The 20,956-nt window shown below is 41.8% G+C and carries 5 protein-coding genes; 3 read left to right on the top strand and 2 right to left on the bottom strand.

Annotation, left to right across the window (positions count from 1 at the left end; translation table 11 throughout):
- Nucleotide 1: 1 nt before the first annotated feature.
- Together RMY00_RS14305 and RMY00_RS14300 are read right to left on the bottom strand one after the other, a co-directional pair.
- On the bottom strand, nt 2–10,876 hold the full coding sequence (locus RMY00_RS14305) for a non-ribosomal peptide synthetase (protein WP_322648176.1): 10,875 nt from the start codon (nt 10,874–10,876) through the stop codon (nt 2–4).
- Nucleotides 10,873–17,613 carry an SDR family NAD(P)-dependent oxidoreductase gene (locus RMY00_RS14300; protein ID WP_322648175.1) on the bottom strand — a complete coding sequence of 2,247 codons (6,741 nt, stop codon included), beginning with the start codon at nt 17,611–17,613 and terminating at the stop codon, nt 10,873–10,875. The genes RMY00_RS14305 and RMY00_RS14300 overlap by 4 nt, the downstream gene beginning before the upstream one ends.
- A gap of 810 nt (nt 17,614–18,423) precedes the next feature.
- Between RMY00_RS14300 and RMY00_RS14295 the strand changes: the two genes are divergently transcribed.
- The 3 genes from RMY00_RS14295 (at nt 18,424) to RMY00_RS14285 (ending at nt 20,895) form a co-directional block, all read left to right on the top strand.
- Nucleotides 18,424–18,558 (top strand): hypothetical protein, encoded by a 135-nt coding sequence (locus tag RMY00_RS14295; RefSeq protein WP_322648174.1) that lies wholly within the window; start codon nt 18,424–18,426, stop codon nt 18,556–18,558.
- Nucleotides 18,559–18,846: 288 nt separating this feature from the next.
- Entirely contained in the window at nt 18,847–19,839 is a 993-nt protein-coding gene (locus tag RMY00_RS14290; protein ID WP_322648173.1) for an MvdC family ATP-grasp ribosomal peptide maturase, read from the top strand.
- A gap of 78 nt (nt 19,840–19,917) precedes the next feature.
- Nucleotides 19,918–20,895 (top strand): MvdD family ATP-grasp ribosomal peptide maturase, encoded by a 978-nt coding sequence (locus RMY00_RS14285; protein ID WP_322648172.1) that lies wholly within the window; start codon nt 19,918–19,920, stop codon nt 20,893–20,895.
- The last annotated feature ends 61 nt before the right edge of the window (nt 20,896–20,956 follow it).

Raw genomic sequence — 20,956 nt, 5'->3', positions numbered from 1 at the left:
TTTACCTTTTTTTCTGAGAACGATGCTGTTGTCTAAGTTGTAATTGTTGGTTTCTTAAAAATTTACTATCACTATGAGCTTGAGTACGAGAACTCTTTTCTATAGAAGTATCTTCGTGATTTAATTTAGTATTCAAGTGTTGGCTTAAAGTATGTATAGTTGGATAATTAAACATATCAACTATTGACAGTTGTAAACCAAATTCTTCTTGCAATTGCTGATTAATTCGTACTAGTAGTAACGAATGTCCTCCTAGTTCGAAGAAATTATTGTAAACTCCCACCTTTTCTACTTCCAGTGCTTTTTGCCAAATACCAGCAATGATTTTTTCTACTTCTGTATTTGGCATTACATAATCTGATAGTTCCTGATGTAAATCTGGGTCAGGTAGAGCGCGACGGTCTACTTTGCCGTTAGGTGTCAGGGGTAAGGACTCCAGCATCACAAAAGCGGCTGGCACCATATACCCAGGCAGTTTATTAGAAAGGAACTGTCGTAGTTCGCTAGTTGTGGGTGTACTTCGACTCCGCTCAGTACAAGTCGCCTGTGGATGCGGTAATATGTAAGCGACTAAGCGTTTATTGCCTGGAGTTTCTTCACGGGCGATGACACAACATATCTGCACATCACCATGTTGGCTCAGTACTGCTTCAACCTCACCTAACTCAATGCGGAAACCACGTATTTTTACTTGGTTATCAATTCGCCCCAAGTATTCGATATTGCCATTTGGTAAGTAACGCGCTAAATCTCCAGTTTTATATAATTTACTCCCTCCTACTTCCTCAAAAGGATTGGAGATGAATTTCTCTTGTGTCAATTCTGGACGGTTGAGGTAGCCTCTGGCTAACCCCACACCACCGATGTGTAACTCTCCAGGCACACCAATCGGTACTGGTTGCAAATTTTTGTCTAAAATATAGACTTGTGTATTGGCGATCGCTTTACCAATAGAAATTTTCTCGTCGCCATCAGTGCATTTTGCAATCGTGGCACAGACAGTAGCTTCCGTCGGGCCGTAAGCGTTAAAAAAGTTTCTGCCAGCAGACCACTGCCTGATTAATTCAGCAGAACAAGCTTCTCCTGCCACAATCATAGTCTGCAATGCCGGAAGTTCCTCTGCTGGCATAACTGCTAAGGCCGATGGTGGGAGCGTGATATGGGTAATGTCATGATTGCGTAACTGCTCAACTAACGGTTTCCCTGGCAGTAAAGCGTCTTTTGTTCCCAGGTAAAGTGTTGCCCCTGACCCCCAAGCCATCACAACTTCCCAGATAGAAGCATCAAAACTCAGGGAAGCAAACTGGAGAACACGACTGAAGTTTTGCAAGCCAAAAGTCTTAATTTGAGCTTGAGCTAAGTTGCACAGTCCGGTATGCTCAACCATCACGCCCTTGGGTCTACCTGTAGATCCTGACGTGTAAATTACATTAGCTATATGAAAAGCTCTGACTTCACTGACGGGATTATCTTGATTGTTTTGGGTAATTTGTGACCATACCTCATCTAAACAGACAAGGTTTGCTTGATGCTGTGACAGTTTGTCAACAAGTCGCTGTTGAGTCAGCAGTACTGAAACTTGAGCATCTTCTAACATGAAGCTCAAACGTTCTTGGGGATAGTCAGGATCAAGTGGCACATAAGCCCCACCCGCCTTAAGAATTCCCAAAAGTCCGATCACCATGTCTAGTGAGCGTTCTAGACATAACCCGACCAGTACATCTGGTTTTACCCCCAAAGAACGCAAGTAATGCGCCAATTGATTAGCTTTGGTATTCAACTGCTGGTAAGTCAGTTGTTGATTTACTCTTTGAGAAGCCGCGCTTTGCGCGTCTACAAACACAACTGCGATCGCATCTGGGGTAAGCTGAACTTGCTCCTCAAATAACTGATGGATGCACTTATCTTGGGGATAATCCGCTTGAGTATTGTTCCATTCAACTAATAACTGCTGTTGCTCAGGTTGTGTCAACAGGGGCAATTGAGAAATTCGCTTTTCGGGATTAGCAACAATACCTTCAAGCAATCTCAAAAAATGACCCGTCATTCGCTCAATGGTAGATACATCAAACAAGTCAGTGTTATATACCCACCACCCCACTAATCCAGTAGCGGTGTTCTCCATTGCTAAAGTCAAATCAAACTTTGCCGTTGTGCTTGCTGTCATCAATGGAGTGACATTTAACCCAGCCATCTCTATTTGAGGTATGGGCGTATTCTCAAGGACAAACATCACTTGGAACAGTGGTGTGTGACCCAGATCCCGTTCTGGTTGTAATGCTTCCACCAGCATTTCAAATGGCAAGTCCTGATGAGAGTATGCATCCATTGCCATTTCTCGAACGCGACCAAGTAATTCGCTAAAGCTAGGATCGCCTGATAAGTTGGTACGCATTACTAAGGTATTGACAAAAAAGCCAATTAACCCTTCGATTTCACTACGATTACGGTTAGCAATAGGAGACCCCACCAAAATATCTTCTTGTCCTGTGTAGCGGTAAAGTAGGGTATCAAAGGCTGCCAACAGCGTCATGAATAGCGTTACTCCTTGTTGCTGGCTCAGTTTTGCCAGTCTAGCAGTTAGCTCCATTGAAAGTGTAAACTCTTGATGTGCGCCATTAAAGGTTTGCACAGCTGGTCTAGGTCGGTCGGCTGGTAGCGACAAGAAAGCTGGTGCGTTTGCTAGTTGTTGTTGCCAGTACGAGAGTTGAGTTTGCAGTACATCCCCTTGCAACCAGTTTCGCTGCCAGATGGCGAAATCTGCGTACTGAATTGGCAATGGGGCTAAGGGTAAGGGCTGACCTTGAGAGTAAGCATTGTACAGTGCTGCTAGCTCTTTGACAAACACACCTATTGACCAGCCATCAGAGACAATGTGATGCATACACACCAACAAAACGTGTTCTGTCTCGGACAGCACTACTAATGTTGCCCTAATTAATGCTTGGTTCGCCAAGTCAAATGGTTGAATAGCTTGTTTTTGCACTAATTGCTGTCTTGCAATTTCTTGTTCGCTCGCTTCTGCTGAGGCAGAGGCTGCGCCAACGACTTCGCTCAGTGCAAGTGTTGGCAAATGTTGCAATTCAACAACTGAGACTGTCCAATTCGTTTGTATTTGAATGATTTGAGAAGGTTTTCCATCAACTATGACGAAGTTGGTGCGTAACGCTTCGTGGCGATGAATAATTTCTCGCAAGCTTTGTTCTAAAGCTACTTGATTGAAAGTTCCTACTAGATGTAAAGCTATGGGTATGTTGTAGAAGCTACTGTTCGGTTGTAACTGATCTAAAAACCACAAACGCTGTTGAGCATAAGACAGTGGTAATTCTGCATCCCTTGCCCTTGGTAAGATGGATGGAGAAATTAGTTCTATTTTTTGTTGCTGCAACTGCCCAATAAGATGAGCTAATTCGGCAACTGTCGCGGCGGCAAACAGACTACGCAATGGTAGTTCTACTTTCAAGCTGGTGCGAATGCGTGAAAGCAGTTGGGTTGCTAGCAGCGAGTGTCCCCCAAGTTCAAAGAAGTTATCATGTATGCCTACCTGGTCTACTTTCAGCACTTGCGCCCAAATTTGTGCCAGCATTTCTTCAATTGGGGTGCGCGGGGCAACAAATTTTTCTAGCAGTGTTCTGTCTAATTCTGGTGCAGGTAAAGCGCGACGGTCTACTTTGCCGTTAGATGTCAAGGGTAAGGATTCCAGCAGTACAAAGGCTGATGGCACCATGTATTCGGGTAGCTTCTTTTGCAGGAAGCGGCGAACCTCACTGAGTAATAAACTCGAACTGCTCCAGATCGGTTTTAAAGAATCACAGACTAACCTGCTGCTATTAGCCTCGTCTGGGAGGTACTGGTTTATGGATGGTCGTCTGGCATAGATATTGTAGAGTACAGTATCTTCTAGTAAAGTATCCTGCTCAATAGTTAAATCGTATCCATGTTCTTTTAGTAGCGCTGCAATCTCCTCCAACCTTCCATTGATGTTATGAACCTCTACAACTATCTGCTGGATCTTTTGCCAATCTTCTTGCTGGATACCAGAAAGCACATCCTGCTCACTTTTCTCCACGTCGATTTTCAGCAAATCGATCCTCTCAACACCATGCTCACCAATCACATCAGAAATTTTTCTTAAGTGGCAAGTGAATTGCTGACTCTGCAATCGTTCTGCTAGCAGTTCATCAATTGCCTGACTAGATATTTCTGTCTCATTTGCTATAGTCTGTTGTTTGAGCAAAAAGGATTTGATCACCTCTCGCTCTTGATCGGCATCAGCAAAGCGTCCAGAGATTACGGAAACCTGAGGATAATATGTAAAGGTGTCACTCTTGATCTCGCTGGAAAGACCAAGATTAAACAGTTTCACATTTAAACCATAGCCCTCAGTATTTATGCGTAACAGATCGAAAACAGGCGGAATTGGCTCAAATGCGTAAATAGTAACATCTTTACATATTTGACCCATGAAGAGTGCGAACAGGCCGATATTGGCACCTACATCAAATATGCAATCCCCTTCATTGATAATGATGCCATGTTTTAAATAAGCTTGTTCCTCCCAAAGTTCTTTGTAGACGAATTCTGTCTCGTTTTTATTCAGATGGGCAATCACCATGCCATTTGGCAACTCATAGAGTAACCCTTCATTAAGTAGACCTCTGTTTTTAAAACGAAGTAGTTGTAAAATTGGAAAGGCATATTCTTGGTCGGGAACGATATAGGCTACCAGACGCTTATTGTCAGGATCGTCCTCTCGGGCGATTACTACGGTTTCCCCCACAGCCAGGTATTGTGTTAGCGCCGCCTCGATTTCTCCAAGTTCGATACGGAAGCCGCGAATCTTTACTTGTTGATCGATGCGCCCTAGATACTCTAACTCGCCATTGGGCAGATAACGAGCTAAGTCGCCTGTTTTATATAGTCGTGCTTTTGAGTTGTCGCTAAAGGGATTAGAAATAAACCTCTGTGCTGTCAGTTCAGGACGGTTAAGATAGCCACGCGCAACCCCTGCACCACCAACGTACATTTCACCCTTGACGCCAATTGGTACTGGCTTTTGATATTCATCTAGCACATACACCTGTAAGTCTCGAATCGGACGACCAATTACACTTGCTGTGCCATTTAAATCGGCTTTGCTCAATGGACGATAAGTTACATGTACAGTAGTTTCCGTAATACCGTACATATTCACTAACTGGGGTGATTTGTCGCCATGACGCTCAAACCAAGGCTGTAAACTCTTGGGTTCTAGGGCTTCTCCACCGAAGATAACCAAGCGTAAGTTCAAATCCCCAGTAGTTGCTGTTGACTGTTCGGCTTGAATCAACTGACGGAAGGCTGAGGGTGTCTGATTTAGAATGGTGACTTTCTCTTGACATAACAATTGATAGAAAGACTCAGGCGATCGCGTCACCATGTAGGGCACTACTACCAGTCGTCCACCATAAAGCAAAGCACCCCAAATTTCCCATACGGAAAAGTCGAATGCATAAGAGTGGAACAGTGTCCAGACATCTTGAGAGTTGAAGTTATACCAAGAGTTTGTCGCTGCAAACAGACGAACTACATTTGAATGGTTGACTAAAACGCCTTTGGGCTTACCTGTAGAACCAGAAGTGTAGATGACGTATGCTAGGTTATCGGATGTAGTGGTGTAAGAAGGGTTTGACTCGGACTGTTGAGAAATTTTTTCCCAGTCGGTGTCTAAGCAGATGACACGCGCCTGATGTTTGGGAAGAGATTTTACTAATTGCTGTTGGGTTAACAGCCCCGAAAGTTGAGCATCTTCTAAGATAAATTGCAAACGCTCAGTCGGATAATCGGGGTCAAGTGGCACATAAGCCCCACCCGCTTTGAGAATGCCTAATATTCCCACGATTGTTTCTAGCGATCGCTCAACACACAACCCCACCAGCACATCTTGCCCCACACCCAAGGTTTGTAGATAATGTGCTAGCTGATTTGCTTTAGCGTTCAACTCTCGATAAGTAATCTGTTGATTTTCATACACTACCGCCACTGCATCTGGGGTGCGCTCCACCTGCTCCTCAAATAGCTGATGGATGCATTTATCCTGGGGATAATCCGCTTGAGTATCGTTCCATTCAATTAATAATTTATGCTGCTCAACTTGTGTCAACAGAGGCAATTGAGAAATCCGTTCCTCTGGATTAGCAATAATACCTTCAAGCAACGTCACAAAATGACCAGTCATTCGCTCAATGGTACTAGAATCAAACAAATCAGTGTTATATTCCCAAAGCCCCACCAGTCCAGCAGCAGTGTTCTCCATTGATAAGGTCAAATCAAACCTGGAAGTTGTACCTTCTACTACCAGTGGACTAACGGTTAACCCAGTCAACTCCAATTGAGACATGGGAGCATTTTGGAGGACAAACGCCACCTGAAACAGTGGTGTATGGCTAAGATCCCGTTCTGGCTGTAATGCTTCTACTAACATTTCAAAAGGCAAATCCTGATGAGAGTAAGCATCCATTGCCATTTCCCGAACGCGACCCAGTAACTCACAAAAACTAGGATTGCCTGATAAGTTGGTACGCATCACTAAGGTATTGACAAAAAAGCCAATTAACCCTTCAATTTCACTGCGATCGCGATTTGCGATCGGTGAACCAACCAAAATGTCTGCCACGCCTGTGTAGCGGTAAAACAGAGTATCATAAGCTGCCAACAGCGTCATAAACAAGGTAACTCCTTGCTCTTGACTTAACTGTATTAACCCACTAGTTAGCTGCTTGGAAAGTGCAAACTGTTGATATGCCCCTGCAAAACTTTGCACAGCAGGTCTCAGTCGGTCTGTGGGAAGCGACAATAAACCTGGTGCATCTGCCAGTTGTTGTTGCCAATAAATCAATTGCTTTTGTAGTACATCCCCTTGCAACCACTGTCTTTGCCAAATTGCAAAATCTGCGTACTGAATCGTAAGTGGTGCTAATGATGACGGCTGACCTACTGAATAAGCATTGTACAGTGCTGCTAACTCCTGAACAAATACACCCATTGACCAGCCATCAGAGACAACATGATGCATATAGACTAACAAGACGTGTTCTGTCTTATTAAGCACTACTAATGTCGCCCTAATTAATGCTTCAGTTGCTAGGTCAAAAGGTTGAATAAGTTGTTTTTGCGCTAATTGCTGTGTAGCAATTTTTTGTTCAGTTGTAGATAAATGCTGATAATCAACAACTGAGAACGTCCAATTTGTTTGTGTTTGAATGATTTGAGAAGGTTTTCCATCAACTGTGATGAAGTTGGTGCGTAAAGCTTCATGGCGATGAATAATTTCTCGCAAGCTTTGTTCTAAGGCTGCAACCTTGAGAGTTCCTTGAAGATGCAAAGCTGTAGGTATGTTGTAAATGGCGCTGTTCGGCTCGAACTGGTCTAAAAACCACAAACGCTGTTGACCATAAGACAGTGGTAATTCTGCGTCCCTTGCTCTTGGTAAGATCGGTAGGGAGGTTTTTTCTAAATTTTGTTGCTGCAACTGTCCTATCTCTTGTGCCAATTCGGCTAGTGTTGCTGCGGCAAACAGACTACGCAATGGTAGTTCTACTTTGAAAATGTTGCGAATGCGTGAAAGCAGTTGAGTTGCTAGTAGCGAATGCCCCCCAAGTTCAAAGAAGTTATCGTAAATGCTTACTTGCTCTACTCTCAGCACTTGCGCCCAAATTTGTGCCAGCATTTCTTCAATTGGGGTGCGTGGGGCAACAAATTTTTCTAGCAGTGTGCTGTCTAACTCCGGTTTTGGCAATGCGCGGCGGTCTATTTTGCCATTGGGAGTTAGTGGCAGGGACTCCAACATCACAAAAGTGTTTGGCACCATATAGCTGGGGAGTTGATTGGCGAGGAACTGACGTAGTTCTGCGACTGTAGAAGATTGTTTCACCTTCGGCACTACGTAAGCTATTAAACGTTTGTCGTCAAGTTCATCCTCTCGTATCACCACCACGCTTTCCCAAACAGCTGGGTGTTGCGCTAGTAATGCCTCAATTTCTCCCAACTCAATGCGGAAGCCGCGAATCTTCACTTGTTGGTCAATTCGTCCTAAATACTCTAACTCGCCATTGGGCAAATACCGCGCCAAGTCTCCTGTTTTATATAATTTTGAATTGTCAAAAGGACTAGATATAAACCTCTGTGCTGTAAGTTCCGGACGATTGAGATAGCCACGCGCCACCCCTGCACCACCAACGTATATTTCACCAGGAACACCAATCGGCACTGGCTGTTTATATTCATCCAGCACATACACCTGTAAGTCGGGAATCGGACGACCAATTACACTTGCTGTGCCATTTAAATCGGTTTTACTCAATGGACGATAAGTTACATGTACAGTTGTTTCTGTAATCCCGTACATATTTACTAACTGTGGCAATTGGTCGCCGTGGCGTTCAAACCAAGGCTGTAAACTTTTCAGTTCTAAGGCTTCTCCACCGAAGATAACCAAGCGTAAGTTCAAATTGTCGGTAGTTGCCGTTGACTGTTCGGCTTGAATCAACTGACGAAAAGCTGAGGGTGTTTGATTGAGAATTGTGACTTTCTCTTGAGTTAATAACTTAAAGAAGGATTCGGGCGATCGCGTCACTAAATAAGGCACTACTACCAGTCGTCCACCATACAGTAAAGCACCCCAAATTTCCCATACGGAAAAGTCGAATGCATAAGAGTGGAACAGTGTCCAGACATCTTGAGAGTTGAAGTTATACCAAGAGTTTGTCGCTGCAAACAGACGAACTACATTTGAATGGTTGACTAAAACGCCTTTGGGCTTACCTGTAGAACCAGAAGTGTAGATGACGTATGCTAGGTTATCGGGTGTGGCGGTGTAAGAAGGGTTTGACTCGCACTCTTGAGAAATTTTTTCCCAGTCGCTGTCTAAGCAGACAAGATGCGCCTGATGTTGAGGAATTGACTCTACTAAGTGCTGTTGTGTTAACAATACTTTAACTTGAGCATCTTCGAGCATAAAACGCAAACGCTCAGTTGGATACTCAGGGTCGAGTGGCACATAAGCTCCACCCGCTTTGAGAATACCTAATATTCCCACGATTATTTCTAGCGATGCCTCCGGCAACGTCTCCGACGAACGCTCCACACACAACCCAACCAGCACATCTGCTCCCACGTCCAAAGACTGCAAGTAATGCGCCAACTGGTTAGCGCGACAGTTCAACTGGTGGTAAGTCAGTTGTTGATTTTCAAATACAACTGCTACTGCATCCGGGGTTCGCTCAACCTGTTCTTCAAATAACTGGTGGATACACTTATCCTGGCGATACTCCACTTGTGTGTTGTTCCACTCAAGCAATAACTGGTGTTGCTCAACTTCTGTAAGCATTGGCAATTGCGAAATCTTTTGTTGTGGATTAGCCACAATTGCTTCCAGCAAGGTCACAAAATGCCCCAGCATCCGCTCGATAGTGCTGACATCAAAAAGGTCAGTATTGTACTTAAAAATCCCAGATAAAGAAGAACTTGCTTCTGCGATCGTCAGATTTAGATCAAACTGACCCTCCATCTGAGGCATTTCAAAAGGTTTGAGTTTAATTCCTTCTTTATCTACTTCACCTCCTAACCACAGTTGTTGCGTATGCTCAAACTGCCCCAAGTTCTGGAAAAGGAAGTTGAATACAGCCCCAAAGATAGGAGAACGGCTCGGATCGCGCTGTGGCTGCAATCTTTCTACTAGTAGAGCAAAGGGAAAATCTTGATGCGCTAATGCTTCTGATACTGTTTGGCAAACTTGAGTCAGAAACTCTTGAAAACTAGGATTTCCTGAAAGATTTGCCCGCATAACGACGGGATCGACAAAATAGCCAACTAGTGGCACAAATTCCGGTTGAGTTCTACCTGATGTGGGCGCACCAACCAGAATATCCTCTTGCCCCGTGTAACGATACAAGAGAACCTGAAATGCAGCTAGCAGAACCATGTATTGGGTCACGCCTTCTGCTTGAGCTAGCTTTTTCAGTTGTTCTGTGAGCTTTTGGGATATCTTGAAATTATAAGAAGCGCCGTTGTAGGTTTGTATGGCTGGTCTTGGTCTATCTGTTGGCAAGTTAAGTACAGGCAACTCCCCTGCGAGTTTTTGCTGCCAGTAGTTCCACAGTTTTTCTCCTTGAGTACTGGTTAATAATTCTCTTTGCCAACGAACGTAATCTATATAGGAGTGCTTTAGAGGAGTTAGAGATGGCTGAACACCTAACTCTAGTGCAAGATAGACCGTTATTAACTCTTCTATTAGTAATAATACAGACCAAGCATCAACAGCAATATGGTGTATGGTCACTAACAAGATATGTTCCTGGTGTGAGCAACTGAATAAACGCACCCGCATTATCGAATCATTTTCGATATTGAAGGGTTGTTGGTATTCCTGAAAAACTCTTTGCTCAAGCTCCTGCTCTCTCCAAGTAGAGGCATTTATCTGCTGAAAATCTGTGAACTGAGTTTGATGGATCTGTTGAACAACATTATTATCTTGCTTAAAAAACTTGCTACGTAATTGTGGATGACGTTCAAAAATAATTTGTAGACTTTTTTGTAAAGTCGTAACATTTATAAGTGAACAGATACGACAGGTAAAAGCTACATTATAGGCTGCGCTTTTAGGTGCTAATTGCCATAGAAACCACAGGGATTGTTGACCGTAGGAAAGAGGATAAATATTTAAAATATCTGGGCGATCGCGCAGTAACTGTAAAATTTCAGTTTTGTGTTGTTTGAGTTGAGCAATGACATCAGGAGTTAATAAACTTTCCGAACCATCTATTAGCAATTTTTCTCCATCATGCTCCAATTCAATTCCTTTAAAAGAAATGTCTTGTAAAAATTTTAATAAATTCATAATTCTATTTTAATTCTATTATTATTACTTGCAATATTTATTAGTTGAAATGGTTCATTACTTTCCTCTTGAACTTCTTTATCTAATTCATAATCAGAATCTAAGCCAAGTTCTTCCAATAGATAATCAGTTAGCAAATCTACAGTAGGATACTTAAAAACCAAATTTAGCGGTAAAGAGCATTTTAAACTCTTTTGTAGGTGATTTTTCAAATCTAAAGAAGTTAGCGAATCCATCCCTAACTCAAAAAAGTTTTTCTGTAGATCAATGGATTCTGACAAATGCCAACCGAGGACTTTAGCAACTAGTGAAAAAATATGATCTTGCAAAAGTTTTCGGCGCTTGGTAATATTTGTTGTCTTTATTTGCTCAACCATCTCAGATTGCATAACCACAGTTTTTACTGAAGTTTGCAAAAAGTTAGCGAACAACGGCGAAACTGAATTGGATTTTTCCAAAAACTGCACCCAATTCATAGGCATAACTGCAACTTGAGTAGAGGATTGACATAATAATTGCTCCAAAGCAACTAATCCCTGTTCTGGGTTAAACGTTCCAATACCCCGTGTTTTTGTTTGCTCATCAAGTTGACGCTCTGCGAAGGCTCCTACTTGTGACCAAGCTCCCCAGTTAATGCTCAAACCTGCTAGTCCTTGAGCCTGGCGATGATGGGCTAAAGCATCAAGAAAAGCATTGGCTGCCGCATGGTTAGATTGACCTGCATTACCAAGTAAAGAAGCTATAGAAGAAAACATCACAAAAAAGTCTAAAGGCTGGTTCTGAGTTAAAGTATGCAGATGCCAAGCTCCTTCTACTTTTGGAGCCAAAACTTTTGCAAAGCGTTGCCAGTTTTGTTGTTGTAGAATGCCATCATCCAAAACACCAACAGAATGAATGATTCCGCGCAGTGGTGGTAGAGTTTGCTCAATTTCTGAGAGTACTTTTGTGATTTGTTCGACATCAGACACATCGGCCTGAATAACATTTACTTGAGCGCTAGCCTGTTCTAACTCTTGAAGTTGCTTATGAACAGCAGCACTTGCACTACTACGCCCAACTAAGACCAAATGCCTTGCTCCCCGTTGCACCATCCAACGAGCTACCAATAAACCCAAACCACCCATACCGCCAGTTATCAGGTAGGTACTATCTTCACGGAACTTTAGAGGTTTTGGTGCTGCTGTTTCTAGATAATCTTTATGCTTCTGATAGCGAGCTAACCTAGCGACATAACGCAGTTGGTCTGTAAAGGCAACCTGGTCTTCTTTAGTCGGAAACCAAATTTCCTCAAATAAGGCTTGCACAACTTTTGCATCTGCCTTTGGAGCTAAATCTACCCGCACACAGTTGAGTTCTGGATGTTCGGTAGCGATCGCCCTTGCCATTCCCCACAAGCTTGATTGCACTAATCCCTCTAGGTTAGCAAAGCTGATCGCCACTGCTCCCTGAGTTACTAACCAGAGGCGAGGATAAGCAGATAAATTAGTCCCTGTCAATGCCTGGACTAAATGCAAGGTGCTACCACATCCTAGTAAAGATGCCGCAGTTAAATCGGTTGCGGTGAGTTCTGCTGCTTTAACTGTATCTAAACTCCAGCAATGAACTACACCATACAAATTCAAGGGTTTGCTATTGATTGCCTGCAATAGCTTTTGATAATGTTGTGGGTTGCTTGGGTTAATTTTGAATTTTTGCTGGTCTAATTGTTCATATTCCTCACCAACAAATACCAAGGTACAAAGTTGTGAGTGAGTATCTAGCTTGTCAGCTAATTGTTGCGCTATACCTTGCCGATCTGCAAATAACAGCCAATGTTTTTGCTCAACTTGTACCAACTCGTTTGGTGATGGTGGTACTTGTGCCAGCATTAGCATTGCTGGAGATAAAACGCTTTGAGTTTGTTGAGTAGATGATATATTAACTGTGCTTGTAAACCCAGTCTCTTGCAACACTTCTTGCCATTGGGCAGCACTAATTAAGGGATAGTCTGGACGTAAGTGTAAATCGTTAAATCGCCACCATCCTGGAGTTAACCCAAAGATTAAGTCCAGCCAACGCTGACGCTGAGTTGTTTCCAATAAAATTAATATGCCCTGTGGTGCTAATAATTGCTTGGTGTGTTTGAGGGTTTGTTGTAAATCTTGGGTAGCGTGCAAGACATTGGCAGCCACAATTACATCATATTGCTGCTTTTCAAATCCTTGGCTAAAGGGATCTTTTTCAATGTTTAATACTTGATATTTTACAAATGGGAAATCCTGGAATTTCTCTTGGGCTTTTTGGGTAAAAGAGATCCCAATATCGCTGAAGTGGTATTCGGTTTGCTCACAGGATAAATGTGGTAGTAAATAAGAGGTTGTTCCACCAGTTCCCGCGCCGATTTCCAATATTCTTAATCCCCGTCCAGTTGGTAAATGCTCGACAAGTGAAATTATGGCTTGTTGAGCTAAGATATTCATCACTTTTGTCAGTGGCGAATTCTCATATAACTGGGCTGTAGTTGAGTCGTTTTCGGGGAAAAGCAATTGCAATGGATCGCATTCGCCCCTTAGTACTTGGGCTAATGATAGGCCGCAACGTCCTAGAAGAGTGAATTCAGCATTTGCTATTGGATATTGAGTTAACAGGGCATTTAATTCAGCTTGCAAAGCGATGTCTTCTGGCTCGCGGATAACTTGCCATTCCAAAGCTTTTGCCTCTAATATCCCTACTTCTGCTAACATCTCTAGTAGTCGCTTGAATAGCCGTTGATGTTGGCTGACTACTCCTAACTGGTTAGCGATCGCATCTGTAGTGAAGCGCTGCCCTAATTGCGGTTTCCATCCCATTGCTGTCAGGGCTTGCAGCACATAGTTAATGCTGAGTGCTTCTAACTGGCTGACTGCTGCCTGATAAACTTTTAGCTGTGGTTCAGCCATCAATTGAGAATATTGTGGCTGAAGTTTAGGGCTAATTTCTGCAAGTGCTGGCAGGTAATTTGGAGACAGTTGCTCATTGCTAAAGCGCACTTGAGGTTGCCACTCTACTTCATACAGCCAATTTTCTACAGAATTTTCTTTCAAGTCTAGCTGGAGACTTTGCAATAAAGTGTTGGGAGTTGCTTTTTTAGCCTCAAAACCTTTGATGTCTGCAATCAACTGCCCGTTAACGTCAAATAGCCTGATATTTACTACAAGGTTGTCCGAATCGGAGTTCTCAGACTGCGTAGGCGTAGCCCCTTGGAGACATCGTACTGCATGACACCATAACTGCTGACTTTGGGGACGTTGGTAAAATTGGAAACTTTCAATTGCGAAGGGTACAAAAGTGTCTTCACTAGGGAAGAAAAAGCTGGTCAGTTGCAAGCAGGAATCCAGAAGACCTGGATATAATTGATACTTCTCTAAATCATCTACTAGATCAAGCCATTTGAGCTTGGCTAGGGCTTCTCCTTCTCCACACCAGACACAATCAAGCCACTGAAAGCTTGCACCAAATTGAATCTGCCGATTTTGCCAACTTTGGGAAATTTCCACAGCAGCTATTTGTTGAGTACAGCGCGTCTGTATCTGTTGGAGAAAGACAGTTTCTGGTGCAATGTTAACGCCTTGTGAAATTTTCCCTGTGGCATGGACTAGCCACTGACTTATCTGAGTACTACTATTTGCAACTGGATCAAAGCTGATAAGTTTGAAAGATGCGCTACTCTCTTCAAAAGACAGTACCAGCTGTACTGTGCGTGCTTTATCTTCTGGGATAACCAATGCTTGAGGGAAAACTATATTTTCTAACAGACATGACTCACTGGCAAAAGTCAAATCTGCTACACCCAATAGCAAGGAGAGATAACAGGCTCCAGGCACAACAATTTGGTTATAAACTTGATGATCTACTAAAAACGGTAGGGTTTGGCTACTGAATTCAGACTCAAACAAGATTTCTTTGCTTAAGGGCAACTGGAGCTTTTTGTCTAATAATGGGTGCAGTTTTGTCGAGTTTTGTTGCCGTTGAGGTTTAGGGGGTGTATTCTCAATCCAATAGCGCTGTCGTTGAAACGGATAAGTGGGTAATGTAACTTTCTTGCGGAAATAGTCACGGTCAAACCCTGACCAATCTACTGCCATTCCCCCTACATATAATTCACCCAAACTAGAAAGCAACTGTTGCCATTCTGGCACTCCCGGACGCAGAGAAGGCAACCACCAACCCACACCCTCAGGCAAGCACTCACGACCCATACCCAACAAAATTGGCTTAGGCCCAACCTCTAAAAAGACTTCATACCCAAGTTGATGTAATCTCTGCATACTATCGGCAAACCGCACTGTTTGTCGGATGTGATTCACCCAGTATTGTGCATTGGTGATATTCTCATCAGCAATTTGTCCGGTGATATTAGAGACTAATGGTATCTGGGGTTGATTGTAGGTTATTTGACTAGCTACTTGCTCAAACTCCTTCAACATGGGTGTCATGAATGGAGAATGGAAAGCATGGGATACTTGTAACCGCTTCGTTTTTACCCCCTGTGTTGACAGTTGCTGACAAATAGCAGCAATGTCTTCACTGGCTCCCGAAATCACTACACTTTCAGGCCCGTTGATGGCTGCTAATGCCACTGTGTCATGAAATGGCGCTATAACTTTTTGAACTGTTTCCTCGGAAGCCATTAGTGAAACCATCTCGCCTCCAGAAGGCAATTGCTGCATCAACTGTCCCCGATAGGCAATGAGTTTAAGTCCATCTTCTAGGCTAAAAACGCCTGCGACAGTTGCCGCAACATATTCGCCTACACTATGACCCATCACCACATTTGGTTCAATGCCCCAAGATTTCCACAGTTGATACAGGGCATATTCAAAAGCAAACAATGCTGGTTGGGTATAGGCAGTTTCATCCAACAAAGATGATTGCTCAAGAGTCTGGGTAGGATAAAGTACTTCTAACAAAGAATCCTTCAGATAAGGGCGGAGAATTTCATCGCACTGCTCGATAGTTTGGCGAAAGATGGGTTGGCTATCGTAGAGTTGGCGACCCATATTGATGTACTGAGAGCCTTGACCAGTGAATAAAAAGGCTATCTTTGCTGGCTTTTTGCCAGGTTTATCGCTAATTAAGCCGGTGATGTCTTTCCCAGATGCGAAAGCACTGAGTCGATCGACCAACTGCTCTCTAGAGTCGGCCACAATAGCAAGGCGGTAGTCAAAATGCGTTAGCGAAGCGGCTCCTCCGGAGCTTCGCCCAGTGTTGGCGGTGTAACAAATATCTGCTAACGATATCTTTAAATCAGATTTTAAATAAATTTGATATCTTTTTGCTAGTTCTTCTAAAGCCTTATCAGTTTTCGCCGAAAGTGCTATCAAGTGGCTTGGACGCTCAATGTTCGTCACCACTATTTCTTCTGGCACTAACGACTCTTCTAGGATTATATGGGCATTAACACCCCCAAAGCCAAAGGAACTTACCCCTGCTCGTCTAGGAATAATTTTCCCTTCTTTTGTCTTTAAATGTTGCCAATCTTTCGTTTCTTTAACTATATAAAAGGGACTACCATCTAACTTGATTCGAGGATTTAATTGCTGAAAGTTGTTAATTGTTGGCAATTTTTTATATTTCATTGCTAATAATACTTTTATGATCCCAGCAATACCTGCTGCTGATTCTAAATGTCCAATATTTGTTTTTACTGAACCTAATCCACAATAGCTTTCTGCGGTTTGTTCAATACCATAGTGCTGATATAGTTGTGTATATGCTCGTTTTAAAGCATTAATTTCAATTGGATCGCCTAACGGCGTACCTGTTCCATGAGCTTCTATATAAGATATTGTATCAGGTGTAATATTTGCTTTTATACATGCAGACCTCACAACTTGTGATTGAGAATAAGCATTGGGAGAAGTTAAAGTACGCGCATGACCACCATGATTTATGGCGCTACCTTTAACTATTCCATAAATATAATTTTTATCCTCAACTGCTTTTTTCAAAGGTTTTAATAAAATGACACCTGCCCCTTCACCTCGCACATAACCGTCTGCTTGAGCATCAAAGGTTTTGCATTTCCCTTCAGGTGATAACATACCCAACTTACTAAAAGAGATATAACTAGTCGGTGTACACAATACACTGACACCACCAACTAACGCCATCTCACATTCATTTTGATTGAGTGTATTCACTGCTTGGTGTATGGCTACAAGTGAGCTAGAACAAGCAGTATCTATCGGAATACTAGGGCCATGAAAGTTGAAAAAGTAGGAAATTCGATTGGGAATAATAGAAGTATATGTACCTGTAGAATTATATCCTTCAATGACTTCGCCCTTATCTTGTAATTCTTTATAATCGAAATTACAAACACCAATAAAAACACCAACGTTATTTCCTGATAATTCTAATGGTGAATATCCAGCATCTTCTAAGCATGACCAACTCAGTTCTAGCATGATCCTTTGTTGAGGATCTATTCGCCGAGCTTCTCGCTCTGATATCTGAAAAAATTTTGCGTCAAATTTATCTACATCTTCGATAAATCCTCCCCATTTACTAGTACTTGTATTGGGAAGTTCGATATTTGAAGAATAAAAGTTATCAATATTCCATCGTTCTTGAGGTATCTCCGTTACACTATTAACTCCCTTCTCTAAATTATACCAAAATTCATTATAATTATTCGCTCCTGGAAATCTACACCCTATACCAATAATGGCGATCGCCTCTGACTGAATATTAATATTTTCTGCTTCATCATTCATAATTAAACTCACTAAAAACTCACTCTAATGATTTAACTGTATTAGCTTCTAAATCTTCCTAAATATCCTATTTATTTTAATCAATATTACCTTACTAAACCTTTGATATACATAAATTTGCATATCTAACAAGGTTTTAGCTCTTCTATAATAAGTAAATTTTTAATTTATTTGATAAGAAATTTTACTGATTTGGTCTTGCTACATTTGCATAAATAGCCTTAATAATGACTTTAATCACATATCCCATTAAAGTATCTCCTACAACCGTTATTAGACTAACATCTCTATACCTCCTACGATGCTAAACGGAGTTGTCAATGCTGTAAGTGTGGCTGCGATCACAGTATAACTAACTCCTGCTATGACTGATGACTTTACTTTTTTTTGAGAAAGACTATTTTCTAATTTATCCTTGAAACTAATTTGCTTTCTTTAAATTAACATACTTCTAATTTCAATTAGAGCATGATCTCACTTTTCTAGATAAAATGCAACAGCCTGGAAAATAATTAATTTAAGAAATTTAAGAAATTTAAGAAACAAATTACCAAAAAAAATAGTTTGCTGTAAGTTATATCCAATAAGGATTTTGCTGGATTCAAATTTTGTTCTAATTCATAGTTTAATATTGATGATTTTGATATTAATTCTTAAATACTTTTTCTTAGCTGCCTGCTTAAGTTTCCTAAATTTCTTAACTTTCCTAACTGCTTTAACGTCATAACTGTCTTAACTGACCTTGAAAATATATTTAATTAATGATATACATTTAAGTTGAAAAACAAGTTAATTTTTTTAAGGAAACTCATGCCTACAAACACAGTAAAAACAGTGGATGTTGTAGCGTTACCATTCTTTACACGTTTCTTGTCAGAGCAAGCTACTGAAGGAACAGAGGTTCCTTGGACTTACAAGTTTCCTTCAGATTTGGAAGATAAATAATTTACTCTTTTACATCTGAAAGTACCTTTCTGATCGGAAAGATACCTTGTAATTGGCTGAATCATCATTTAATAGAGTAGCAGTTATCAAAGAACTGAAAACTACTCATAGAGACGCGATGGCGCAGAGCGCCCGCCGTAGGCGATCGCTTTCATATTGCCTTATCCATAAGATGGAGATGATTGCTTTTTATAGATCCCTAAATCATCTAAAATTTTTGGTTTCTAAAAGGCAATTTGTTTGCTATTTTTGAATAGCTACCTCCTAAAATTCTCAAAAAAATATTTTATGCACCTGTCTCGTGATGTTGTTTTATTAATCACCCACAGTGGTGATTTCTTTACAATAGATAGAGTGGCAGAAGCCTTATCAAAAAAAGGGGTGCAACCATTTCGTCTAGATACTGATAAGTTTCCTCTAGAAGTGCAATTAACAGCACATTTTGATAAGTCTAAAAGCTACCACACTATAGAATGTAACAACCGCTCTATCAACACAGAGCAGGTGCAAGCTGTATGGATGCGCCGTATTTGGGAACCACAACTGAGTCAAGAATTAGCGCCAAAGTTCCGAGAAGCTTGCGTTAGAGAATCACTTGCAACTTTAGATGCTTTTTGGGACAGCCTCAACGGAGCTACGTGGGTAGATAATTTAGAGCGGATAGATTATGCAAGTAACAAGCTGCGTCAACTGCGGATTGCGTCTGAAGTAGGCTTTGTTATTCCCCAGACTCTTGTCACCAACAAAGCCCAAGCAGCACGAGAGTTTTTTGGGCAAGTCAACGGCAAAATGGTGAGCAAGCTCTTAACTGCTCTTTCCCGCAGTATGGAAGCTAACTCCTCGTTTTTTCTGTACACCAGCATCGTCAAAGAAGAAGATTTAGTTGATGCTGAGTCACTGCGTTATTGCCCAATGGTTTTTCAAGAGCAAATTCCAAAGCAACAGGAATTACGGATGGTGTATGTGAATGGTAATGTATTTGTGGGGGCGCTAAATGCAGATATGTATGCAGCAGCCAAAGTTGATTGGCGTAAACCTGGTGTTGAAGTTGGCGCATGGCAACATCACCAGCTTCCTGATGAAGTAATTCGTCGTCTCAAAGCCTTTATGGAGAAATTTGGGCTGTTGTTTGGAGCCTTAGATTTCATCGTCACACCATCAGGGGAATACGTCTTTTTGGAAATCAACCCTGTGGGGGAGTGGGGAATGCTGGAAAAGGATTTAAACTTACCGATTGCAAGTGCGATCGCAGACGCCCTACTTCAAACAAAGAATGAATAATCAAAAACTTAATATTTGATATTAGCCCGCGGCAAGCCACCCAAAAGGTGTCTACATACTTCACTGTTCATACTTTTTATGACCGTATTAATAGTTACGTTTAGTAAAGACAACGAAAGTATTCCTCTAGTCATCAAAGAAATTGAGGCTAGAGGAGAAAAAGCATTTCGGTTTGACACAGACAGATATCCCACCGAAGTCAAGCTAGATATTTACTGCGGCGATAGTGAACGAGTAATTATTACTGATGGCGAACAAAAGCTAGATTTGAGTGAAGTCTCCTCAGTTTGGTATCAGCGGATGCGCTACGGAGAAAAAATTCCCGACTCAATGGACAAGCAATACAGAGATGCATCAATTAACGAATGTCGCGCCACAGTCAGGGGTATGATTGCCAGCCTTCAAGGATTTCACTTTGATAAAATGTCCAATGTGGATCGAGCTAATAATAAGCAACTACAATTGCAAGTTGCACGCAAAATAGGTCTTGTAACTCCACGTACTCTGACTTCAAACAATCCAGAAGCAGTCAAGCAATTTGCTCAAGAGTGTAACCAAGGTATAGTTACCAAAATGCTTTCTTCTTTTGCTATTTACGATCAGCAGGGGCGAGAAAACGTTGTGTTTACCACTCCAGTTACAAATAATGATCTGGAGAATATGGAAGGACTGCGTTTTTGTCCGATGACCTTTCAAGAAAATGTGCCCAAGGCGCTAGAATTGCGGACAACTATTGTCGGACACCGCGTATTCACTGCCGCAGTAGATTCCCAAAGCTTAGAAGGATCTACTTATGACTGGCGCAAAGAGGGGAGAGCCTTAGTTAAAAATTGGCAACCCTACGACTTGCCAGAAGATATTGAGAAAAAACTGCTCAAACTGATAGCTTATTTTGGCTTAAATTATGGAGCAATTGATATTATTGTCACGCCCGATGGTCGCCATGTATTCCTTGAAGTTAACCCAGTCGGGGAATTTTTTTGGCTGGAGATATATTCACCACACTACCCCATTTCGCAAGCGATCGCAGAAGTATTACTGACTAATAAAAATTAGGATATTAATCCTTATATATTTTTGTTTTTTTCTATTGCAAAAGGTGTTAATGAGATTCCAT

It is taken from the genome of Nostoc sp. ChiVER01 (genome assembly GCF_034531155.1).
Classification (GTDB): domain Bacteria; phylum Cyanobacteriota; class Cyanobacteriia; order Cyanobacteriales; family Nostocaceae; genus Nostoc.
The sequence above is the reverse complement of the archived record's forward strand: the minus strand, read 5'-3'. Positions and strand labels throughout refer to the sequence as shown.